Source organism: Candidatus Zixiibacteriota bacterium (assembly GCA_040752815.1).
In the GTDB taxonomy this organism is placed as follows: Bacteria; Zixibacteria; MSB-5A5; order GN15; family FEB-12; genus JAGGTI01.
The window spans coordinates 1-22,234 of the sequence record JBFMGC010000014.1; the positions used below are offsets into that span (position 1 = coordinate 1).

The window sequence follows — 22,234 nt, forward strand, 5'->3', positions numbered from 1 at the left end:
CAACTCAAACAACAAATTGAACAACAACTGAAGGTGATCTTCAAACTGGTCTCGGTAACCTCTAATGTGAGGCAACGTCTCTGACCACCCCCAAACCTTCGGTAACATCTTTCAATGAGGCAACGCGACCCTGGCCCGAACGTACCCCCATCGATCCTTGGGCATCCCAAAACCTTTTATTGACTTGGCGATCAAATCTGATCTTTTTGGGCGGAAATTGTGCGTTCCCGGCTCGCCCGGTCGGGATACGCCGGTTCAAGAATTCGACAATAACCGACTAACGTGACCAGCCAGTCACCCCGGCGGTCCAGATTGAGGCGCTACCTGCTATGAGTCGATTATTCGCGACCAAACCTCTCAGTTTGTTACTCGACGAAATGAAAGGGGAGAACCGGCTGCGGCGCTGTCTCGGCCCGGTTCAACTCACCAGTCTCGGAGTGGGTGCTATTATCGGCACCGGCATATTCGTGCTGGTCGGGCAGGCGGCCCACGACAAAACCGGCCCGGCGCTCATGCTCTCGTTCGTAGTCGCCGGACTTGCCTGCATTTTTGCCGCCTTGAGCTATGCGGAGTTCGCCTCGATGGTGCCGGTGGCCGGGTCGGCCTATACCTACGCGTACGCCACCCTGGGCGAGCTGCCCGCCTGGATTATCGGCTGGGACCTGGTGCTGGAGTACACGGTCAGTTCTGCAACCGTAGCCCACGGCTGGTCCAAATACTTTCAGGATTTCATAGGAATTTTCGGCTTTCATGTACCCTTTGCACTGAGTACGTCGCCCTTCGACTACGACCCAAGCGTCGGTCACCTGGTGGCGACCGGCGCGGTGCTCGACCTGCCTGCAATTATCATCACGTTTATAATCACCTGCGTACTTGTAATTGGCATTCGTGAGAGCGCCAGTTTCAATGCTACCCTGGTGGGGATAAAAGTCGGCATTGTGTTGTTCGTGATCGCAGTCGGCGCTTTTTACATCAATCCGGACAACTGGACCCCGTTCGCCCCCTATGGTCTTAGCGGCATCAGCTTCTTTGGACATCTGGCCGCCGGGCAGGCCGACGCCGGCGGTGCGCCGCTGGGCATGCTGGCCGGAGCAGCGATCGTGTTTTTCGCGTACATAGGGTTCGACTCGGTGTCGACTCATGCCGAGGAGGCTCGACGACCGAATCGCGACGTACCTATCGGTATTGTAGCATCACTTATTATCTGTACTGTACTTTATATCGCGGTCGCGGGCGTGCTGACCGGGATGGTGCCGTACAACCAGATTGCAATTGAAGCGCCGGTCTCCGACGCTTTCCGTCAGATGGGTTTGCCTTGGGCGCAGATGCTGATTTCCATTGGAGCGGTAGCGGGAATTACCTCGGTGCTGCTCGTGATGATGCTGAGCCAGCCGCGGGTGATGTTGGCGATGGCGCGCGACGGCATGGTGCCGCAAAGCTTCTTTGGCGCCGTGCACCCGAGATTCCGTACCCCTTGGAAATCCACGATACTCACCGGGATCTTCGTGTCTCTAATGGCCGGCTTTCTGCCGCTCAGAATACTCGCGGAACTGGTTAATATCGGGACGCTGTTGGCGTTTGTCATTGTCTGCGCGGCGGTACTCATCATGCGTTATACGAACCCGCACGCCGAGCGCCCGTTTCGCGCACCGCTGGTGCCGCTCACGCCGATTCTCGGAATTCTCATGTGTCTGCTGCTCATGTTCTCGCTGCCGGCCGAGAACTGGCTGAGGTTGTTTGTCTGGCTGTTCATCGGCTTCCTGATCTACTTTGGATACAGCCGCCGCCACAGTGCCCTGGCAAAAGCGAACGCCGCAGCGGGGAAGTGAGGCAGGCGTTCCGTCAGGCGACTCCGCCTGACGGCGTCGACAAGAGCGGTGTCAATCAGAAACGGCCGACGCCCTTCGCCGTAGTCAAAGACCCAAACTCACCAATGTTGTCAGAGTCGGCATTACCCCACCCAGATCGTCTTGATGTTGACGAACTCTTTTATGCCGTAGTGTGATAACTCCCGCCCGTAGCCGGAGCGCTTGACCCCGCCGAAAGGAAGTCGCGGATCGGACTTGGTCATGCCGTTGATAAACATCGCTCCGGTCTCAACCCTCCGAGCAACCATCTCGGCTTTCTTGAGATCGCGTGACCAGACCGCCCCGCCGAGGCCGAACGGTGAATCGTTCGCCACGGCGATCGCTTCTTCAGTGTCCTTTACAGGGATGATAGCTGAAACCGGCCCGAATGTCTCTTCGGCGTACACCGCCATCCCCTTGCGCACGTCCGTGAGCACGGTCGGGTAGTAGTATGCGCCGGGTCCGTCGATTTCCCGTCCGCCACACAGAAGCCGTGCGCCCGCCTTGATCGAGCGCTGCACCTGGCTGTCGAGCTCGTCGCGGAGATCCACTCGCGCCAGCGGGCCGACTCTGGTCTCGGGTTTCATCGGATCGCCGACTTTCAGCGACTGCATGATTGCGGCCTGCTGCTTCTCAAACTCCCTGACTACAGCGTCCACGACTATGAACCGCTTGGCCGCGATACAGCTTTGCCCCTGGTTGATCATTCTCGAATTGACGGACACGGACACACATTTTGCCAAGTCGGCATCTTCAAGCACGATGAACGGATCCGAGCCGCCCAGTTCGAGTACTGTCTTCTTCAGTTCTTGTCCCGCCACCGATGCCACCTGCATGCCGGCTGGTTCCGAGCCGGTGAGCGTGACCGCCTTGACAAGCGGGTGGCGGATGACTTTCTCGACCTGGCGCGATCCGATCATCAGGGTGCGAAAAAGGTTCTCAGGAAAACCGGCGTTGCGGAAGATCTCCTCGAGCGCCAGCGCGCAGCCGGGCACGTTGGACGCATGTTTCAGTACTCCGGCGTTGCCCGCCATCAGCGCGGGCGCGGCGAACCTGATCACCTGCCACAATGGAAAATTCCATGGCATCACCGCCAGGACTACACCCAGCGGCTGAAACGCTACAAAACTCCGGCCCGCGTCGCTGGCGATGATCTCATCGGAGAGGAACTTCCCGGCATTGTCGGCGTAGTAGTCGCACGCAGACGCGCACTTTTCCACCTCGGCCAGCGACTCAGTGATCGTCTTGCCCATCTCCAGCGTGATAGTCTCCGCATACTTTGCCTTGTTGCGGCGCTGTTCCTCGGCGGCGTTGTGCATCAGTTTCGCCCGATGTTCAAACGAGGTCTCTCGCCAGCGGTGGAACTCCCGGTCGACCTGCTCCAGTATGGTTGCTGCATCGGAGTCGCTGTGTTCGGGGAAGTCCTTTATCAGTTGTCCGGTGGCCGGGTTTATCGCTTTCACGTTCTCCTCACTTATCCACGAAATCGAATCGTTCGCACAGGTTCTTTTCCAGTTTCTCGCTCAGCTCGAAATTGACCGAGGTTTCAATCGGTATTTCGATCAACCCAAGCCGCCCGCTGCTTATCGCCTCGCGCAAAGAGTTTCTTAGCTCTCGCAGGTCTGCAGGACGGTAACCCTTAATACCAAAGCTCTCAGCGTATTTCTTGAAATCGGGATTAGTCAGCCGGGTGCCGAATGAGCGTTTTGCATGGCTGTGCTGCTTCCACGATATCAATCCGTAATCGTTGTCATTGAATACGACTATTGTGAGTCCGATGCCGAGACGGCCGGCCGTTTCGATCTCTTGCGAATTCATAAGGAAGCCGCCGTCGCCCATCAGCGCCACTACCTGCTTGTGCGGAAAAGCCAGCTTGGCCGCAATACCTCCGGGCAGCGCAATTCCCATGCTGGCCAGGCCGTTCGAGATGACTACCGAATTCGGCTCATACACCGGGTAGTTACGCCCGATCCACATCTTGTGACTGCCGACATCGGAGAGCACGATGTCGCCCGGATTCATCAGCTCCCGGACGATATGAAGCACGCCCGGCACCGTGAAGGCGTCGCCGTCTCTTAGTCGGTAGGAGTCGATATCCCGCAGGATTTGGTCGCGAATCGGCTGGTACCACGTTCGGTCAAAACTGATGCGTTCCCGCTCCACCTGCGCATTCAGCTCCCACAGCGCCCCGGATACGTCGCAGACAATCTCCACCTCGGGCTGGTAGAACTCGTGCACTTCGGCCGGGGTGAAGTCGATATGTACGATCCGCTTTTCACGATCGGGATTCCACGACTTGGGATCGTACTCGGCAATGTCGTACCCCACCGTGATAACAAGGTCGGCCAGGTCAATTGCGCGCATGACAAAATCCCGCCCCTGGAGCCCCATTGCCAGGAGCGAGTGCTCGTCGCGGTCCGACACCGCCCCCTTGCCCATGAATGTCGAGACGACCGGGATATGTGTTTGTTCCACCAGTTGACGCAGGTGCTTCGAGGCCAGTTTACGGATGGCCCCGTTGCCCGCGATTATGAGAGGCCGCCTGGCGTCCTTCAGAAGATCGATGGCCTGGCCGATCGCTTTGAAATCCGGCGATGCGCGCCGGACCCGGCGCGGCGCTATCGGCCCAAGGTCGCACTCCAGCTTGGCGACATCCTCCGGCACTTCAAAGTGAGCGGCGCCCGGCTTTTCCATCTCGGCGAGTTTGAACGCCTTGCGCACAACTTCGGGCACCACTCTCGGATTCTGGATGCTGGTGGTCCACTTGGTGACGGGGCGGAACATGTTGACGACGTCGATATTCTGGTGGCTTTCCTTGTGGATACGATCTGACGCCCCCTGTCCGGTGATCGCCACCACCGGGGCCTTGTCTAGATGCGCGTCAGCCACACCGGTCAGCAGGTTGGTCGCACCCGGACCGAGCGTGGAGAGGCAGACCCCGGCTTTGCCGGTGAGGCGGCCGTAGACATCGGCCATGAACGCCGCTCCGGACTCGTGGCGGGTCGGAATGAACCTAATGGAGGACTTCTCAAGTGAAAAGAGGAGATCTTCGTTTTCCTCGCCGGGGAGGCCGAAAACGAATTTCACTCCCTCGTGTTCGAGGCATTTGATTATGAGATCAGAGACTTTCACAATACGCCTTTTCCAGAGTGAGCGCAGTCCGCCGAAGCGGGTCGTGAGCCGCCGATTGAATGGGCTGTCTATCCCACATGCTCGACATTGCCAACGTAATGCAAACGGCCACCTAAGGCAATGGTTCCGTCGCTCCGGCAACTTACTCCCCGGCGGCATACCCGCTGGGGTTAGGATGGAGAAGATTCCCGCAGGAAGATGTCCTGGGTGGCCCACCCGCGTGCGGGTGGGATTGACATGATCCTCGCGTGAGGTCCTGCCATCCGTCGGCAGTTGAGGGCCCCGCGCTTCTGCGCGAGGCCGGGCACGACTTATTGAGTATAGTTGTCGTTGACACGCGGAGGCCGACCCATTAAAATTGGCGAGCTTTATTCCAAATGGCGGCAACCATTACGTGACCGTACGACCCAAAACCTCAAATCGCGCTAAATACCAATCACTCGGGACTGTCCACCGATATCACACGAGTTGTCTACGGCAAAGAGTGTTCATTATACCGGCGTTGGTTCTGGCGGGTGTGGTCTTGCTCGCACTGGTCTCATCGACTCAGGCACAGAAACAGTATGAATTCACTGTCGCTCCGGCAACGGGGCAGCACTTCGGCGATACGAGGTTTCGCCTTAACTTTCTCTATCTTCTGCCGGATTCGTCAATCGGCAGCGGCGGCAGCGAACTGGTCTTTCCGCTCGACGCCACTTTTGACGGCTTGGAGCTGGGGTTTCGCTACTGGAAGGACGGCCACCAGTTGTGGACTGGAAACCTTCGAGCAATACACTCGATTACCGAGCCGCGAAGCAACATGATGGACGAAGACTGGGACAATGTTGGTCAAGTCAGGCTGCTTTGGAGCCACACGGATTCGGAAACTGATGCGACCCTGGCGGAGCTGAATATCGAGGCCACGCGCCTGGTGGCCTGGGGCAAGTCGGCGGAATTGGCGGTAGTGGCGGGAGTAGGTCTTCAGAAATTCAAGTTCAGGATGACCGATCTCACAGGCTGGCAGTATCTCGATCTGGACTCAAACGGCCAGACGGAAGTGTACGTGGTTGACGAGAATGTGGTCGCGGGAACCTACGAAACAAGATACCTTCGTCCGGAAATCGGACTGATGCCGCGGCTGCTCGCCGATCCATTTGTGGTCGAGTTTAAGGCGGTGGTGTCACCACTGCTCTACACCAAAGATGTCGACGATCATCTTCTCCGGTTTTTTCAGATTCATACCAACGGCCGAGGATTCGGATACGGCGGGCGAATTGCTGTCGAATACAACCCTCGCGGCAGGGGAGGCGCCCGGTTTTATGCGCGGGTGAGCGGCGAGGCGCGCGGCGCGGAAATCGATGTTTCCGGCTATCGCGAGTACTACGCGACAGTCAATGCCGGTGGTCAGATCATATACTCCGGGACCCGTTTTGCCGAGCAGCATGTGGTCAATACCACCCAGTACGGTGTGCATTTTTCAATCGGTTTGAGCTTTTAGCCGAGTTCGAAATAGGGAGGGGGCGGAGAAGCCGGTAGGCCACAGTTCTGGCGTGGGGATTGTGACCTGAGGACTCCCCGGTCAAGCCGGGGGATGTCGTTCGTGGAGCGGAGCTGGCAAGAGTCGGCAGACGTCCGCCCGTCACGGCTGGTCGGGTCGCCGGACAACACGGCCTTCGGGAGCCCTATCCGCGATGTCAGCGCGGTGGGTGGATCGGCGAAGATGGGCGCGGGCGGCGACGTTTCATTCGTTTCGGACCGGTACAGTGCTGGAACCGGTCTTGTTTGTACTTGAAACGTCGGCAGGATGGCCTGGCGTGGAGTTCGGACGCGTTCGCTCGCCGGCTTCCTTCTAAGCGCCTGAACGACTGCAACTTAACAAGATTGTTCAACTTTGACCATAATAGCTCCCGGGCTGGCACAATAGTTAGTTAACGCCTGGGTGTCCACGGGCTTTGGCAGGGTTGCTTGGGGGGCAGGTAACTTTGCCGACAGTCACGCGACGGGAGAGGCCTACAGGGGGAACCGGATGGGCACCGCCAAGGGGACTTTGGTTTGTCTTCCCGGAGTCGGGGAAGAGGGTCCCTGGGGGTGTCTTCTTAGACCCAAGACGGGGCTAAGAACGGGTATCACCATTTCACCGTACGAACGGCCGGTATCAGTCGGCCGTTCTTATTTGGTGGGGGTTCGTTGTTCAGTCGATGGTGCAGAGTGGGCCGGAGAGTCCGATTAAGTGTATAAGACTACCCAGGAAGGCACGTTACAAAGGTTCATTGAGAGCGATGTTTATGGCTGAAGCTCACGAGCATAGCTGGAGTATGGATACGCCTGCGGTCGCCCCGACCGCGTGCCAGGGAACACCCCGTGTCCTGTTTGTGGGCCAGGAGTGGGGATCCGGCTCCGGCTCAGCCGAACTAATCGCACAAGGGCTGGTCGAAGAGGGTTGGAATGCGACGGTTTCGCTACCTCCGAATCGTGACAGCTACGCGCCGTCAGAACCGGCCCTGTTTTACCGGGGGCAACAGCGACTCATCAGTTGGCGCGCGCTGTTCTCGGACATGCGGTCTTACGATGTCGTGCATGTGACCTGCGGCTCGCTGCGCCAGATCGCCGAAGAGGTAGTGCCGGCGCTGGTCCTGGCCAGGTTTTTCAATCGGAAAGCTATTCTCCATTTTGAGTCGGCGGAAATCGAAACTCAGCTCGAACGGCACCGTCGCTGGCTGCTGCCGGCTCTGAAGTTGGGCGGCATGGCGGTGACCGGTTCGCGGCATCTTCAGAAAGTGTTGACTCGTGCCGGGCTTTCGGTTCGATTGCTGACCCCGCCGGTTTCGCTGGGCGGCCTGACCCATAGGGTGAGGTCGAAGCTGCAGCCACGCATACTGATGAACACGCCGCTGGAGCCCGATTTCAACGTGCCATCATCGATCCGGGCGTTTCGACTGGTCAAGCAGAAGTACCCCCGGGCGGAAATGGAGATTGTCGGGCGCGGTTCCCAGCGCCAGACGCTGGAAAACCTGGTGCGGCAAAGCCGGATAAACGGCGTTGAATTCCGTGGGGAAATCGCTGCGGTCGAATTGACGAGCCTCTACAACGAGTGTGACCTGTTTCTGCATGCGCCGCTTATCGACGAATCCCCGCGGGCCGTTGTTAGGGCGTTTGCCGCCGGCTTGCCGGTGGTGGTCAGCGACGCCGACGGATTGCTTCACATGGTGCGGGACCGGTCCAACGCGCTCGTGGCGCCGATGGGCGACCACGCCGCGCTGGCAGATGCGATTATCGAGCTGGTAGAAAACCAGGAACTGTGCGAGCGGCTATCGTCGGCGGGCAAAGCCGAAGCCGAAAAATATACCTGGTCTCGCGTGAGACAGGACTGGATTAATTTGTATAATAGTCAGGTCAATTGAAGTACCGATACGTTACCTTCTCGTCGTGTGATAGAAGGGCCGGACTCAGTGAGTCCGGCCCTTTTGGTTTTGGGGCGGACCGGGGCGGTCTGGCTGAGATCACGGATGTGATTGCCGAATACACTTGTCGGATTATATATTCACCGCATGGCTGACAGATTGAGTCATAGTTCGTTGGGAGTCTTCCGCCAGTGCCCGCAGAAATACAAGTTCGAGAAAGTGGACAAGCTCAAAGTGCCCAAGCCGGTCTACGCCCACCAGGTGATAGGAAACGCGGTGCATCGTCAGGTTCGCAAGGCTTATGAGTGGGGCGCCGAAGGCCGTCTGTATCCCCTTGAGGAGATGCTGGCCGCGTTCGATCAGGAGTGGGAAGGGCCGAAGCGGGACAAGGTGACCCCGGCAAACGAGGGGCGTACGATTGACGACGATATCGCGCGGGGGCGCCGAATGCTCGAGAGGTTCTATGAGCGTCATAAGCCGTTTAACCGGGGAACGCATCTCTTTGCCGAGAAGACCTTTTCGTTCTTCCTGCCGAACTGCCCGGTACGGTTTGACGCGCGGGTGGACCGGGTGTGGAAGCGCGAGGACGGTGTCTACGAAATCAGTGACTTCAAGACGGGCAAAATTGTGGGGCCGCAGGATCCCGGTTTTCGCCTTCAAATGGGCTTTTATCAGCTGGCTCTTCAGGAGTCATTCCCGGACCGAACCTATGAGGTGGCCCAGTACTTTCTCGAGTATGACGAAGTAGTTAGCTACAGGATGCGGCCCGATGAACTCGAGGAACTGGCCGAGCAATTCAGGGCCGAAGCCCACGAGATTTCTCGCGCCGAGAGGATGGGCGAATGGCCGCCCAATCCCACGTCTCTTTGTGCCTGGTGCGAGTTCGCGCGGCTCTGCCCGGCCATGAAGCACAAGCTGGTAATGGAATCGGCCCAGGAGACGACAGAGAAAGCGACCTTTCAGGAGGCGGCGCGGTTGGCCGAAGAGTGTCTCGATCTGCACGCCCGCAAGAAAGAGCTGGAAGGTGAGTACGCGCTCCTGCGGGAGCGGCTCATCCAGAGCGCGAAGGAGCTGCGGCTCAGCCGGTTTGACACTGCCCAGGGTTATGTCTCGGTCAAGATCAGCCGGAGTGAACATATCGATTCGCGCACCGAAGAACCGGCAAGACACGCCGCGCTGACGGCGCTGGTCAGGGCGTGGGATGACCATGTCCGCGACGTATGTCTCAGGCTTGACGACGCGGCGCTCCTGAAGCTCCACCAGAAGGGCCGGCTGAATCCGACGCAGGAGTCACAGCTGGCGGAGTTCTTGTCGATCAAAGAGAGCGCGAAGGTCATTCCACACCTGAAAGGGTCATCAGGCAGCGACGACTCGCCGGAGGACGAGTAACTAAGCACGAAAAAGCCCGGCTGCAGAGCCGGGCTCGTGTAGTCGATTAGTGTCACCGGTTACTTGGCGTTCCGAAATACCCAAACCGGTTTGATTTGCCGCTCGGACATCGGCATCCTTATACTATCGGGAGGATTCCCCTGCAGCATGTCGGCAATCGCCATCATGCCGCCGCCATGAGCCAGTGTGGTGCTGTCGACAATCAGCTTTTCGATCTTCTTGTCCTCGAGCGAGGAGATGTAAACGGTCGCAATCCGGCCGGAACCAGGGGTGAGCTTGTTGTCGGTCGGTCCAAGATTAGCGATCATACCCAGCATTACGCATTGAATGGCGGTGTCCGGCCGAAAGCCGGTGTAGGCCCACTTGGCCGCGGCAATCCGTCCGCCGGTGTAAACGGCGGAGTCGGCCACAATCTTGTTCAGGCCGGCATCCATACGAAACGGGATCTGCAAGCCGACAATGGTCTCGTCGTTTGTGTACGAGATAGTCACCGCGGCGGTGAATTCGCCGATGTAACTGACTTCGGCATACACAGTGTCCGGTTTGCCGAATCGGTCAGTCTGGGCGGACGCTGCCAGCGGAGCAAGGCAGAGACAGATAATGGTGATCAGGGCGAGAGCAATCGGTTTCATTCTTCCTCCAGTTCAACCTAAATACCGCTCAAAACTTCTACTAAGAATTGTCGGCCAAAGATCCTAAATTTCGCCCGTCTCGTCAACTGTTGTCAGCCGCTTTTTGAGGACCTGCATCAACGAATCGGCAGTCGCTTCGTTGCGCAGCTCGTCGCGGTAGATCACCGTGGCAATAATGGCCGCGCGGAAACCGATTTCGCTGGTCGGGTATTTGTCGAAAACCTCGGTCAGCAAATGGGCAGCTTTTTGCCAGTCTTGTCGACGGCGGTACAGCTCGGCCTTGTAGCTCATGGCGGACGCGACGGCGCGAGAGTTGGGCCGGGTTGCGACTATTTCGTCACATTCTGCCTCGGCGCGCTGTTCAAGTCTATCGGCCTCGGTGGCTCGTCCTTGTCTGGCGTACTGGTCGATCAGGTAAAGATGAGTCGCCATGCTCTGCTCCGAGCCGGGGAAGCCGCTAATGACATACTTATACTCGGTTTCCGCCCGCTCCCAGCGGTTTTGGAGGTCGAAGGAGCGGGCGATAGCGTACTGAACGGTCGGGGTTTGAGAGTAGAACCGGGGGTAGTTCTTCTTGATGTCGACCAGGATTTGGCGGGCCTGGTCGTAGTCGCCCCGGTGAAGGTGAATGAGGCCCTTGTTGTACAGGACCAGCGGCCTCTGGAGGGTGTCGCGACCTTTGAGACGGCTCAAAATCCGCTCATATTCTTCGAGCGCCAAATCGGGTCGCCCTAGCTGATCGGCGTGGAGCAGGGCGATACGCAGATAGGCCGGAGTAGCGATGCTTCCGGTGGTATCGGTGAGCTGGCTAAGTTCGATGACCGCTTCCTGGTAACGGCCCAGGCGCTCATAAAGGCTCGCCAAATTCAGGTGGCTGACCCCGGCCAGGTTGCCGCCGGGAAACTCGGTGATGAGCCGGCGGTAGTAGTTCTCGGCACGCGATGCCTGCGCCATAGCAGCGGCCGTATCGCCGGCTTTCAGGAGGCCGTCGTAAATCTGGTTGGGCAGGTTGAAAAGGCCGACCAGCACCTCGCCGTTCTTGTCGGCCGGAGGATAGAACCGCTCAACCGAGTGGCTAAATACGGCCAGGGCGGAGTCCCACTGGCCATTTGCCTGCAGGGCGCGCCCGAGATTCAGGTGAGCGGAGACATCGGCGACGCCGCTGAGCGAAATCCGCCGCATCAGCCCGCGCAGGACCGCGATACTGCTGTCATACTCCTTCTGCGCGTACGAAATCTGCGAGATGCGGGTGGCGGCGCGCCAGGCAAGATCCGAGATTTCCTCGTGCTGCACCGGGTAGACCTCGGGCGGAATCGTGCCGAGCGCCTGGTAGCAGAACTCCAGCGCAGCGCGATATTGGCTGCGAAGCTGATGGGAGGCGGCGGTGGAGGTCAGTTCGGGACGGACTCGCGCCTGTCGAGACTCGCGTTCGGCCTGAAAATACATCTTTTCGGCCTGGTAGCGCTTCTGGAGGGCCGGGTTCTCGGAGCAAGCGGTCCAAAATGCTGCGACCACGGCGAATAGGACAAACAGAAACCAAGCCGATTTCATACGCTCTGACCTCGAGCGAATATATGACCGTCCCAGTTCAGCCACAACATTATAAGTTATCGAGCGACAAGGTCTGGTCGGCAGAAAAGCGACAGGATGAGGGGTGATGTTCGCGGTGGTTGTATCCGCAAAGAAAGGACAATTATGGCGGCACGTGCGGAAAACAATCTGGTTCCCCGACTTGCGTCTAGCCCAAGGCTGTCGGATAACACGCTCGTAAAGCCGGTGCGTCGGGCGTCGTTTGCCACCGCCGATCAGCTCGAAGCGGTGCTGAAATGGGGTCGTAATGATTTCGAGACGGGGCGTTGGCGAAAGCTCCTCTATCGCTTCCTGACTGATCATATTCCAGCGGTCAATGCCTGTGTCTGGACTTGGGTCCGGCTGGCGGCAGCGCCGGGGCAGTTCAAAATCGTAGACGACGTCCGGCAGGCGTCGACGGAGAGAGCGGGGGCGCGCCTCGAACAGTTGACGCGGCGTCTTTACACCAACCCGACGGGCAATCGGATAGGTCTGGACAGTCTCCTGCCGGATCTGTTCATGTCGCTCTACCGCGACGGGATTTTCGGCGGCTTTCTGACGATAAACCCGGACGCCGGCGGTGTCGATCAGTTTCTGCCGGTCGATCCTGTCGACTTGAGACTCGATCATGAGCATGGTCGTCGTCTGGTATTGGAGCTGGACGGTCGCACGATTCCGCTCGACCGGCCTGACTTCTATTACATTCCGCTGAACGGCGGGGTGTCGCAACCGTTCGGGCGATCGATCCTCCAGGCAGTGCCGTTTGTGGCTTATGTCGAGCAGCAGTTGGTCGATGACATGCGGCGCGCCAGCCACAATTCGGGGTTCCATCGCCTGCACGTAAAAATCACCCCGCCCGAGCGGATGGGGGGCGAATCCGACAGCGCTTACACCGACCGAATCAACAGCTATTTCGATTCCACTGTCCGGATGATCAAAACGCTTGAAGTCGATGATAACCCGGTTACCTGGAACAACGTGGAGATCGGCCACGTGGCGCCGGAGAAATCGCGCGACATCACCAATAGCTGGTTTATGTCGCATCGGGCGATGGTCGAGGAAATCTGTGCGGCGACACACCTGGCCCCTTACCTGCTGGGCTATTCCTACGGGGCCACCACGACCTGGTCGGGGTTCAAATTCGACGTGGTCATGCGGCAGGTCCGGTCGGTGCAGGCCGAGGTGGCGCACTTTCTCGAATGGATTGCGGCGGTCGATCTGGCGCTGGCCGGACTCGATGCGCGCTGCCGGTTCGAGTTCGACAACAGCTTCGCCTACCAGGCCAAGGAGAATCTCGAAGTGGAGAGTGGCCGGGTAGAAAATATCATCAAGCTATATCAGGCCGGGCTGCTCGATCAGGAGAAGGCGCGCGAAAAGGTTTGGAATCTGCTGTAGACCCCACGCCGAGTTACGATGATTGGCGGCGGGGGCTGGAAGAGCCGGTTTATTTCGCGGAGCGGTTTCTCGATGTCGCTCTGCACCCGGGCCAGAAAGAGTGGCTGACCCGGTCGACCACCCGCGAAAACGTGCTGGTGACCGGCAACCGCTGGGGAAAGTCGTTTGTCTCGGCGGTAAAACTCATCTACAACGCCCTCTATCGCATTCGCCCGCTCGAATTCGATTCGGGCGGACGCTACCGCGCGGTGGTGGCGTCGATCACCCAGAACCAGGCCAATCTCGTGTTCAGCCAGGCGCTGCGGCTTCTGCGGCAGGCTCCTATTCTATCCCCACTGATCAGCGACCTGGTCTGGACGCCCTACCCCACTCTGACATTCGGCAACGGCGCCACTATCGAGTCGCGCTCCACGCAGAACCGGGGCGAGCATCTGCTCGGCAATGACTACGACCTGTTCATATTCGATGAAGTGGCTTTCGAGACGGCGCCGGAGTACGTGGTCGAGGAAGTAGTTTTGATGCGGCTGGCGGATCGCGAAGGGCGGCTCGACCTGGTCTCGACACCAAACGGCAAGAACTGGTTCTATCGCCGGGCTCGAGAGATCATGCAGGGCGAGCGCGCAGGGTATTTTCAATCGGGCGACAGCCGCGACAATCCGCATATCTCGGCGGACTATCTCGATGAGCGCGTCAGGTACTTCACGGAGAGCCGCCTTCAACAAAACATCATGGGGCAGTTCGTTGATGCCGGCGGTGAAATACTGAAGGGTGAGTATGTCGACAACGCCCTCAGGGTGTTTCATGAGACCGCGGTCGCCACGAGCAGCCCCGACCGCCTGTTTATCTCGGGTTGGGATTTGGCGCGGAAGAAGACGGCGACAGTCGGTATTACGGTCGAGATCAGCGGCGGCAAGGCGAGGGTTGTGGCCCTCGAACGGTTCCGTCAGTTCGACTGGATGGTCGTGCTGGCTAAGATCAGGCAGCGGCAGGAGCAGTACCCAGGCAGGCTGGTGATCGACGCCACTGGTTTGGGCGATGTCGTGGTTGAACAATTGCGTGACTACAAACCTGAGGCGGTGATATTCACTCCGGCGACCAAGGCGGAGCTGCTGACCAATGTCGAGCTGCATCATGCTCGCGGCGCGATAGCATACTCTCGATGGGAGCTTCCGGACGGGCCGGGGCGGGTTTGGTCACTCGAGGACGAGCTTCGCTCGGCCCGGTGGGACGACAACAACGAGTGCGATGCCCTTATGGCGTTGGCCCTGGCTCTATGGCCGTTGCGGAAGCCGAGTTCGCCGGCGGTGATGCCCAGGGTCGGAAAGGTGTGACCACATAAACAAAAAAAACGCCCTCCGGGCAGCTCGACCCGGAAGGCGCAGGAGGGAGGGATTGGGGTGGTGCTTCTTATCGCTACTTATCTTTTTTTGCGCAAGCGTCGGGCCGCGTACAGCCCGCCCAGGCCGCCGGCCAGCAGGATGAGCGTGCCCGGTTCCGGCACCGGCGTGGGCGTGGGGATGTTGTCGTCAGGCGGTAGGCTGTCACCCGGATTACCATGGTTACCGCCGCCGTTGCCATGGCCCGGCCGGTCGCGACCATGATCTCCCTGGCCCGGTTTCTTTCCCGGCTCTTTGTCTTTGCCGTAGACGTCGGTAAAAGTGATCCCCATGACGAGCATAAACACGATTAGGGCCACCACCCACTTGAGGGGCTGACTATACTTTCGTTGGTACAGTGTCATAATCCATCACCTCTTTGAACCATGGTTGCATGGCTCTGCTGCCAAACGAGCAAAGGTCGTGCCCTTGTGGGGGAGGTCCCAACCCGCTGAGATAAGCACTACCAAGGCAAGGGGATATCGAGTAGTGACTCGTTCCACTTGGCGAGAGTATGGGCGACCGCCCATACCCGCGCTTGCACAGTTTTGGTGGTGACTCTACGCAGATCGCGAAGTCGGGGCGGATGAATGAAGACCATACGGAGACACGAATGACCTCAAGCCTGGATCGAATCACAGCGGAAATGGCCGTGCAGGCCGACGAAACTCCGCTGGAGTTCATTGACCTTATCAATGCAAACATTCGGCCGCCGTCGCCATTGACGGCGGATGATGTCCATGTCCGGGCTATGTTCGTCGTCTCCGACCAGGTCAATTCGTTCGGTGGACGTTTTCCGGCCGACGAACATGGCCGCCTGGCCGAGCTGATGATCGATGCGCCGGTGCTGGTCGGGCACCGGAAGGACAAGCTCCCCGTGGCGCGGATTTTTCATGCGATAACGCTCACGCGCGATTCCGTCCCCTGGGTAAAAGCATACTTCTATTGGCTGCGGTCATCCGACAACGCCGAGCAATTGCGGGGCAATATCGACGGCGGTATTTACAAGGAATGCTCGGTGGCGTTCACTTTTCACCTGCCGGAGTGTTCCATATGCGGGCAGGATATCCGCCGCTGCGAGCATCAGCCGCTACAGAAGTATGATCACGACGGCATCACCGAGAACTGCCATTTCAACTACCGCCGGATAGAACGAGTGCTGGAGGCGTCGCTGGTCTATCGCGGCGCCACGCCGAACACTGCCATATCACGCCTGCTGGACAGCGAGAGCGAATCGTCGCTACCGGAAGTCGCGCCCATTGGTCAGACTCGCCTTACCCCCATTGCCGACCTCGATCTCCTGGACCGTGACAGCAATTACCTGGTAGCGCCTCACTATGACGGTCTCCCGCTCACGGTGTGCGCTGACAACGGCAGAACTCTGTTTACAGGACTCGAAGGAACGCCGCTTGAGGGTACGCTCATCGACCGCATCGGCGGCTTTACACCAAAGTACCCTCTTACAGGTGTACTGGTTGGCTACCGCGGCAAGGAACGGTGCCCACTGGCCGCTCTCGAATCACGATTGCAGGGAAATTCCGGCGCCGTGTCAAGACTCGTGTTCCATGTCTATCCGGGTCAGGGTGTGATAGCGTTTCCGCGCGGGAAATCGCAGTCAGCTGTTGAATTTCGGATGATTCCGTATCGGCTGGCGGACGGTCTGTCGGTCCATCGAGCGGCGCTGGAGATAATGACCCGCGACGGTGTCGAGATCTGGCCGCTGCATCGATGTTCGGACACAGGTGATTCGCGTTTCCGAAACGGCTACTGGTATAGACCGCCGGAACTGAGTCGAAGGGCGCAAACAGATTCTTCGGTGACCCTTTCGATTACCGGCGCTGGTGCCCAGCTAATCATATCAAGTCCCTCTGGGCGGGGATTGACTCATTCGCCCCAGCATCTTCAGTTCGACATCGTCGATTTCAGCAATGCCGCGCTCGACGCAGGCAGGCGGTTCCTTGCGTGGCGCGGCGACGTTTCGCGCAGAATCTCGGATCGCAAGACGGCGCTCACTGGTCGACTCGCGACTATTCAACCGGTTGGCAACGGGTTCGCATTTGACACGACCGGCCATCTGAATGGGAGATTCATCCTGCACCCTATACGATTTCGTGGCGCGGACTGCTTCCTGTTCTATCGCGCCGACAAACCTCACGACGAGGTCAGAGCGGTATGAATGAAGACCGGACGTCGTCGCTTCTCCACCTGCACGGCTGGTGGATCAATCTGCTTTCGATCGTTCTCGGCATCGCGGCGGCTTATTTCATGACGATTCAGTCGCTTAAGGTCGAGCTGGCCGCCAAAGCGGAAGCGGCCATGGTGGCCGCGCTGGACAAGAAGCTGGCCGGCTTCGAGGTGTTGATTCGGGAGGGTACGGTCAGCAAAGAACAGTTCTACCGGTTCTCCACCGATGTCGAGGCCCGCCTCATACGCATAGAAGATTACCTTGTTGAATACTCGGGAGACAATCTTGGAAAACACTAAGACCGAAATAGCCTATTTCGAGGGAGTGGTCCGCGACCTGGATGACGCAAGTCTGACGAGGATCGACTTCGACGAACTGCGCTCCCGCATGAGCGACCTGTGCACGCAAGTCGCGGCTATGGCGGCGCACGCTGACGATCACGCCCTGTTGCGGGCGGACTACGAGCAGCGTATCGCCGGCATGGTCAAAGCGATAGCGGCGGTGGATCGCAAGCGGGATCGCTGGGACGAGGCGCTCGCCCTGGCCGAGGAGCTGCCGGCGATGCCGGCGGCCCGACTTATCGAGACCTACCGTCGGGTGGCGGGCAGGTTCAGGGACTGTTTCCCCGGCAGTTTCGGCACTCAGAACTGGTGTGGCCGGCGACATCAAGGGGCGGCCCGGTAATGCGATGGGTGGAATGGCCGCACCTTCGGCGTGCCGCTGGGCGACACTGCCCGGCAGTGTGGCAACCGACGACGGAGGCCCGAGGCCGACGCAGCGCAGGACGCTTCCACCACTGACGAAACTCAATCAGGAGCAAGAACAATGGCAGTAAGAACTCAGAATCTCGAGGCCATCGCACCGGTGCTGGCGACCTTCAGTATTCACCAGACGGCCGGAGTCGATGACCTCAAGGACGCCGATATCGGCGAGCCGGTGATGCTTACCGGCAGCAACGAGATCGGCCCACTCACGAACAACAGCCAACTGCTCGGTAAGTTGATCAGCCTGACTTTGTCGGACAACGACAACGGCGAGCGGCAAGCTACCGTGCAGGTGGGCGGCGTGTGCCGTCTGGCCGTCTCGACGACTGTGCCGGTGGTGGGCAACCGGGTGGTCGGCGGCGGCAACGGCACGGTCAAACAAGCAACGGTGCTGACCGGCTACGATCCGGCCGGCGGCAATATCGCGCGCGGCACGGTGCTGGCGGTCAATGGCACCACCGACTGCGTCATCCTACTGAACTAAGGGAACCACTCATGGACTTCAATCAATTCCTACAATCCGACAGCGCCCGCGCGCTTGTTTCGGAGACGGCCCGCGCCGGATCGATCGGACGGGTCGATCTGAGCCGCGCGGCGGCGATCGAGGTGGACCGCGATCTGTACCTGGAGGCGGATGCCCGCGGCCTGACCCTCTCCGAACTTCTCGAGTGCGACGAGTACGATCCCAGCGCGCACGGGTCGCCGCTTGATGCGTTCGAGCGGCAGATGGCGCTGGCCGGAGTGCAGCTCGGCGGGAAGAATCCGACCACGGTCGAGCAGTTCTACCAGAAGGCGTCGGCGCTCATGCCGGAGTTCATTCTCCGGGAGATCAAGCGCGGCCAGGCGATGCGTCCGGAGCTGGCAAAGCTGGTGGCCAACACCACCACGGTCAACACCAACCGGTACACGCCGTTTCACATCAGCACTAGCAGCAGCGACCGCTTTTCGCTGCGGCCGGTCGGCGAAGGGGCCGAGATTCCGCAACTGATCGTCACGGAGCAAAACCACGACGTGACCGTACGCGACTACGGCCTGGCTCTGAAATCGAGCTACAAGGCGCTGCGCTACCGGAGCAGCTCGCAGTTCCGCGTGCTCCTGTGGTACATCGGTTTCCGCATGCAGACCGATAAGATCGGCATGCTGGTTGACACGATCATCTCGGGCGACGGCAACAGCAATCCGGCTGCGGTGGTCAACGCCGCCGCTACCGGCAATCTCACCTACAACGATCTGATCACGCTGTGGGCGCAGTTTGCGCCGTTCGAGATGAACAGCCTGATCTGCCATGTCAACACGCTGAAGACGATTCTCACGCTGAACGAGTTTAAGGACCCGCTGGCCGGTTACCGCTTCCAGAACAGCGGCGAGCTGTTCAGCCCGCTCGGCGCGACGCTCGTGCGCTCCGACGAGGTGCCCACCGATTACGTGATCGGCCTGGACACCCGGTTCGCGGTCGAGGAGGTCGTCACTCAGCCGCTACTGGTGGAGTACGACAAGATCATCGAGCAGCGTTTCGAGGAGGCGGTGATTTCCGAGTCGGTGACGTATGCCAAGGTTATCAAAGAGGCGTCGGTCATACTCGACACCGTGTTTACCTAATCGTCAGCGGTGGGCCCGGAGCGATTCGGGCCCGCCAACCAAGTGAGGCGAGATGCAGAAGAAGATTACCGATACCACCGCCACTTATGGTCTGGGATATACGCCGCAAGCGAAACTCTTCAAGGTAGGGTCCGGAGTATATGTCGGACGCCGCGTTGCCCTGATGCAGACGTCGCCAGGTGAGATCAAGCTGGCCTGGTCCGACGCCCCCGCGAGCGGATGGTCCAGCCTGATGACAGTGGCGTCGGACGCCGCCGATGGAACATTCGACGCCCACATGACAGCGAATGGCGATATTCATGTCGTCTACGGCGAGCAGTCCACCAATTACCTGGTGACACGCAAGCTGACATTTGCCAACGGCGTCTGGTCGGCTGGCGCTAAAGTGACTGTGTACAACGGCGCCCCGGCGTTTGACCCGTCGCTGGCTATCGAGCCGGGCGGAAAGCTCTGGGTTTCGTACTCCCGGTTTATTAGCCCGACCCGCTGGATCTATGTCAAGTCATCGACCGACGGCGGCGCTGTCTGGGGAAGCGGCGTGTCCGATGCCGGCACGCAGATCTCCAACGGCTCGATGTTTGCCTGGTCGCGGGTGGCTGTGGACAACAACTCGCTTCACGTGGTCTATCATGATCAGGATACCGCCCTGTCGGTGCGCTCATTGCCGCTCGCCGGCGGGAGCTGGTCGAGCCAGTATAACATAGCTACCGGGTCGGGATTCTCGAGCAGCTTTGATGTCGGAATTGGCGCCGACGGCCGTATGGGAGTCGCTTGGTGTCGCGACCAGTTGTACTATCGCGAGTTCGACGGTAGCAACTGGGGGGCGATTGCAGTTGTGGAGACCCAACCGTGCTCATGTCCCCAGATGCTCTTTGAGTCCAACGTGCCGGCGATTGTCTTTCTCAGCGAAATCGGGAATGAGGCCAGATACGCCCGACACTCGGACAGACGCACCGGCAGTTTTGGGGCGGCGAAGACTCTCGACGGGCGCTCGGCGCCGTTCGATTCGGTTGTGCTCTATGATGCGTCGTCCGCGTCCTACGAAGACCTGGCTGCGCAGGCGATAAGCGCGGCGGCGGCCGATGTGTATCACAGCGCGTCAGGTTGTCTGGTGAAAGACGCCGGAGACATTCTGTACCTGGGCATGAACGAGCGGTTTCGCGTCGCGCGAATGCTGTTATCCACAATCGGTGCGGGTGGATCGGTGCAGGTCAGCTACTGGAATGGCGCCAACTGGGAGGCGTTTACGCCGGCCAATGGAAGTGTCGGCTTCGGCAGCAGCGTCGTTGATATCCTGCTTTGGGGCGACTATTCCGACGTCCCGGACGACTGGCAGAAGCGGCTGGTGAATTCCCAGTCGCGCTACTGGATCAAAATAGAAGCAATATCCGGGTACACCAGCGGTCCGGTGGCCACGCAGATAAGCGCCGGGTCGGAAATCGCGCAGATGATCTTCAGGAGGTAGCGGATGTCCTACACCACAGTTGAACAGGTGCGCCGCCACCTGATCGTCCCCTACCCGGTGGAGGATCAGGTGTTCGACCAGCCCGTGATACTCACCGGAAGTAACTTCGTGCGCTTCTACGGCGGCGGCGTGGAGTCTGATTCGGTGCGGGTGAAATCGATCCAAAGCCACGAGCCGATACGATCGTCGGTCATGCTCAGCGGCGGCACGGCGACAATCAGTGCAGGTGTGATCGTGCCCGGCTCGGTGGTGGTTGCATCAGACAGCTCACTTGGACAGGTCTATGTCGAGAATGTTGACTATGTCGTTGACTATGACGGCGGCACGATTTCAGCCAAAGTGGGCGGCGCTCTTGGATCCAGCCAGACCGTAACCGTCTGGTTCCTTCCGTATGCGCTCTATGAAGCGGGAGGCGATTACACTCTCGATGCCGCCGCCGGGCAGATTAAACGGCAGGCCGGAGGAGCTATCGCCGACGGTGAGACGGTGCGGCTCGATTATCAGCCGGTTTTCGTGAGCGTGGCCGACGAAATAGTGCAGAATGCGGTCACACTGGCCAACGGCATGATCGAAAGCGAGGTCGATCCGGAGAGACAGTTCGAGGTCGACCATTCCCTTGGCGCAGCGGCCACGTACCGGGCGCTCGAAATCGTCTGCCGCGCCGCCGCCAGCCGCGAACTGGCCGCTCAGCGGGGCGGCGATAAGTCAGCCACGGTGTGGATCAAGCTGGCCGATGACTATGCTGTCCGCTCGGACGCCCTGCTCAAAAACTTCCGACCGCCGTACACCGGGCCAAGAACCCCGGCTCACAGCTAATGGAGGAACGAATCGTGCCAGGACTGGAACGCATCTTGTCGCGCCGAACCTGGTTCGTGCCCGACTTTGCCGTCTGGGGCCAACCGTCGCTCGGCGAACATGAGTATCTCGCGCTCGAACAGGTCGGCGCCACGTGGTCGGTCTACTACGGCACCGCCGCGATCGGCGAGAGCGATCAGGAAGTCTTGTTCAGCCAGTTGACCGACCATCGCGGCAACGCTCTCCCCGGCAGTATCAAAAGTCCTCGGGTGTTGGTGAGGGCGAAGGGGAGCGAGAGCGCATTTGTAGTGGGGCAGGAGACATCCGATCAATTCAAGATCGCACGGGACATGTCCGCCCCCGGACCGGTGGTGATCGACCTGTATATAGTGGAATTGGGTGACTAAGAAGAGCCGCAAGAGGGCGGAGTGCCCGGACTCGGCCGCCAACGAACGCGTCAGACTGCTTTATGACCATATTCGGCTGACCTTCATTGCGAATGCGTCGCAAATCGCGGCCGGCCAGAAACCGGAGACACTACTCAAGATGATTCAAACATGCCAGGAAATCCAGCCGGTCGACCGCAAGAACGAAGAGCTCTGGAAGACCGTTCAGAAAGTCCGCCAGGAAGTGCTTGGCAAGAAACCGGCCGAGGCGGCCCCCGCCGGCCCCCCAAAAAAACCCAGGGCGGACGAAAGATGGGGGG

General features: G+C 59.4%; 20 protein-coding genes. 15 read left to right on the forward strand and 5 right to left on the reverse strand.

The features are described 5' to 3' along the window. Positions 1 to 329 precede the first annotated feature (329 nt). Positions 330 to 1,829: an amino acid permease gene (locus tag AB1772_05380; protein ID MEW5795773.1), complete on the forward strand. Its 1,500-nt coding sequence runs from the start codon at positions 330 to 332 to the stop codon at positions 1,827 to 1,829. Between the two features lie 122 nt (positions 1,830 to 1,951). Here AB1772_05380 and AB1772_05385 read toward each other — a convergent pair whose 3' ends face one another. Together AB1772_05385 and AB1772_05390 are read right to left on the reverse strand one after the other, a co-directional pair. Then, a complete protein-coding gene (locus AB1772_05385; GenBank protein MEW5795774.1) occupies positions 1,952 to 3,310 on the reverse strand; it encodes an NAD-dependent succinate-semialdehyde dehydrogenase in 1,359 nt (452 codons plus the stop codon). Between the two features lie 7 nt (positions 3,311 to 3,317). Further along, entirely contained in the window at positions 3,318 to 4,979 is a 1,662-nt protein-coding gene (locus tag AB1772_05390) for an acetolactate synthase large subunit (protein ID MEW5795775.1), read from the reverse strand. Positions 4,980 to 5,502: 523 nt separating this feature from the next. On the opposite strand from AB1772_05390, the gene AB1772_05395 reads away from it, so the two are divergent. The 3 genes from AB1772_05395 (at position 5,503) to AB1772_05405 (ending at position 9,748) form a co-directional block, all read left to right on the forward strand. Then, a complete protein-coding gene (locus AB1772_05395; GenBank protein ID MEW5795776.1) occupies positions 5,503 to 6,456 on the forward strand; it encodes an omptin family outer membrane protease in 954 nt (317 codons plus the stop codon). 787 nt (positions 6,457 to 7,243) lie between these two features. Next, positions 7,244 to 8,359, forward strand: coding sequence for a glycosyltransferase family 4 protein (locus tag AB1772_05400; GenBank protein ID MEW5795777.1), 1,116 nt, complete (start codon positions 7,244 to 7,246; stop codon positions 8,357 to 8,359). Between the two features lie 147 nt (positions 8,360 to 8,506). Then, positions 8,507 to 9,748, forward strand: coding sequence for a PD-(D/E)XK nuclease family protein (locus AB1772_05405; GenBank protein ID MEW5795778.1), 1,242 nt, complete (start codon positions 8,507 to 8,509; stop codon positions 9,746 to 9,748). Between the two features lie 59 nt (positions 9,749 to 9,807). Here the strand turns inward: AB1772_05405 and AB1772_05410 are convergent, their stop codons facing one another. Both AB1772_05410 and AB1772_05415 read right to left on the reverse strand, forming a co-directional pair. After that, positions 9,808 to 10,380 (reverse strand): hypothetical protein, encoded by a 573-nt coding sequence (locus AB1772_05410; protein ID MEW5795779.1) that lies wholly within the window; start codon positions 10,378 to 10,380, stop codon positions 9,808 to 9,810. Positions 10,381 to 10,443: 63 nt separating this feature from the next. Beyond that, on the reverse strand, positions 10,444 to 11,931 hold the full coding sequence (locus AB1772_05415) for a tetratricopeptide repeat protein (GenBank protein MEW5795780.1): 1,488 nt from the start codon (positions 11,929 to 11,931) through the stop codon (positions 10,444 to 10,446). A gap of 144 nt (positions 11,932 to 12,075) precedes the next feature. On the opposite strand from AB1772_05415, the gene AB1772_05420 reads away from it, so the two are divergent. Both AB1772_05420 and AB1772_05425 read left to right on the forward strand, forming a co-directional pair. After that, positions 12,076 to 13,344 carry a hypothetical protein gene (locus tag AB1772_05420; GenBank protein MEW5795781.1) on the forward strand — a complete coding sequence of 423 codons (1,269 nt, stop codon included), beginning with the start codon at positions 12,076 to 12,078 and terminating at the stop codon, positions 13,342 to 13,344. Beyond that, complete coding sequence (locus AB1772_05425) at positions 13,329 to 14,675, forward strand: terminase family protein (GenBank protein ID MEW5795782.1); 1,347 nt, start codon at positions 13,329 to 13,331, stop codon at positions 14,673 to 14,675. The genes AB1772_05420 and AB1772_05425 overlap by 16 nt, the downstream gene beginning before the upstream one ends. A gap of 86 nt (positions 14,676 to 14,761) precedes the next feature. Here AB1772_05425 and AB1772_05430 read toward each other — a convergent pair whose 3' ends face one another. Then, positions 14,762 to 15,085, reverse strand: a complete 324-nt coding sequence (locus tag AB1772_05430) for a PEP-CTERM sorting domain-containing protein (protein ID MEW5795783.1) — start codon at positions 15,083 to 15,085, stop codon at positions 14,762 to 14,764. Between the two features lie 248 nt (positions 15,086 to 15,333). Between AB1772_05430 and AB1772_05435 the strand changes: the two genes are divergently transcribed. The 9 genes from AB1772_05435 to AB1772_05475 all read left to right on the forward strand — a co-directional run. Further along, complete coding sequence (locus tag AB1772_05435; protein MEW5795784.1) at positions 15,334 to 16,896, forward strand: hypothetical protein; 1,563 nt, start codon at positions 15,334 to 15,336, stop codon at positions 16,894 to 16,896. Next, entirely contained in the window at positions 16,893 to 17,204 is a 312-nt protein-coding gene (locus AB1772_05440; protein ID MEW5795785.1) for a hypothetical protein, read from the forward strand. Before AB1772_05435 ends, AB1772_05440 begins: the two co-directional genes overlap by 4 nt. Then, positions 17,191 to 17,589, forward strand: a complete 399-nt coding sequence (locus AB1772_05445; GenBank protein ID MEW5795786.1) for a hypothetical protein — start codon at positions 17,191 to 17,193, stop codon at positions 17,587 to 17,589. Before AB1772_05440 ends, AB1772_05445 begins: the two co-directional genes overlap by 14 nt. Before the next feature lie 141 nt (positions 17,590 to 17,730). Next, a complete protein-coding gene (locus tag AB1772_05450) occupies positions 17,731 to 18,153 on the forward strand; it encodes a hypothetical protein (GenBank protein MEW5795787.1) in 423 nt (140 codons plus the stop codon). An 11-nt stretch (positions 18,154 to 18,164) separates the two neighbouring features. After that, complete coding sequence (locus AB1772_05455) at positions 18,165 to 19,268, forward strand: hypothetical protein (GenBank protein MEW5795788.1); 1,104 nt, start codon at positions 18,165 to 18,167, stop codon at positions 19,266 to 19,268. A 52-nt stretch (positions 19,269 to 19,320) separates the two neighbouring features. Next, positions 19,321 to 20,733 carry a hypothetical protein gene (locus AB1772_05460; GenBank protein MEW5795789.1) on the forward strand — a complete coding sequence of 471 codons (1,413 nt, stop codon included), beginning with the start codon at positions 19,321 to 19,323 and terminating at the stop codon, positions 20,731 to 20,733. 3 nt (positions 20,734 to 20,736) lie between these two features. Then, on the forward strand, positions 20,737 to 21,549 hold the full coding sequence (locus AB1772_05465) for a hypothetical protein (protein MEW5795790.1): 813 nt from the start codon (positions 20,737 to 20,739) through the stop codon (positions 21,547 to 21,549). Between the two features lie 14 nt (positions 21,550 to 21,563). Next, positions 21,564 to 21,935: a hypothetical protein gene (locus tag AB1772_05470; GenBank protein MEW5795791.1), complete on the forward strand. Its 372-nt coding sequence runs from the start codon at positions 21,564 to 21,566 to the stop codon at positions 21,933 to 21,935. Continuing rightward, a partial coding sequence (locus AB1772_05475; GenBank protein MEW5795792.1) for a hypothetical protein occupies positions 21,928 to 22,234 on the forward strand: 307 nt, incomplete at its 3' end. The genes AB1772_05470 and AB1772_05475, both read left to right, overlap by 8 nt.

Bases quoted from the DNA above. Each gene is read 5' to 3' on its own strand.
- AB1772_05455 (MEW5795788.1), top strand. From the start codon at position 18,165: ATGGACTTCAATCAATTCCTACAATCCGACAGCGCCCGCGCGCTTGTT.
- AB1772_05440 (MEW5795785.1), top strand. From the start codon at position 16,893: ATGAATGAAGACCGGACGTCGTCGCTTCTCCACCTGCACGGCTGGTGG.
- AB1772_05415 (MEW5795780.1), bottom strand. From the start codon at position 11,931: ATGAAATCGGCTTGGTTTCTGTTTGTCCTATTCGCCGTGGTCGCAGCA.
- AB1772_05380 (MEW5795773.1), top strand. From the start codon at position 330: ATGAGTCGATTATTCGCGACCAAACCTCTCAGTTTGTTACTCGACGAA.
- AB1772_05420 (MEW5795781.1), top strand. From the start codon at position 12,076: ATGGCGGCACGTGCGGAAAACAATCTGGTTCCCCGACTTGCGTCTAGC.
- AB1772_05435 (MEW5795784.1), top strand. From the start codon at position 15,334: ATGACCTCAAGCCTGGATCGAATCACAGCGGAAATGGCCGTGCAGGCC.
- AB1772_05400 (MEW5795777.1), top strand. From the start codon at position 7,244: ATGGCTGAAGCTCACGAGCATAGCTGGAGTATGGATACGCCTGCGGTC.
- AB1772_05410 (MEW5795779.1), bottom strand. From the start codon at position 10,380: ATGAAACCGATTGCTCTCGCCCTGATCACCATTATCTGTCTCTGCCTT.
- AB1772_05450 (MEW5795787.1), top strand. From the start codon at position 17,731: ATGGCAGTAAGAACTCAGAATCTCGAGGCCATCGCACCGGTGCTGGCG.
- AB1772_05405 (MEW5795778.1), top strand. From the start codon at position 8,507: ATGGCTGACAGATTGAGTCATAGTTCGTTGGGAGTCTTCCGCCAGTGC.
- AB1772_05460 (MEW5795789.1), top strand. From the start codon at position 19,321: ATGCAGAAGAAGATTACCGATACCACCGCCACTTATGGTCTGGGATAT.
- AB1772_05430 (MEW5795783.1), bottom strand. From the start codon at position 15,085: ATGACACTGTACCAACGAAAGTATAGTCAGCCCCTCAAGTGGGTGGTG.
- AB1772_05465 (MEW5795790.1), top strand. From the start codon at position 20,737: ATGTCCTACACCACAGTTGAACAGGTGCGCCGCCACCTGATCGTCCCC.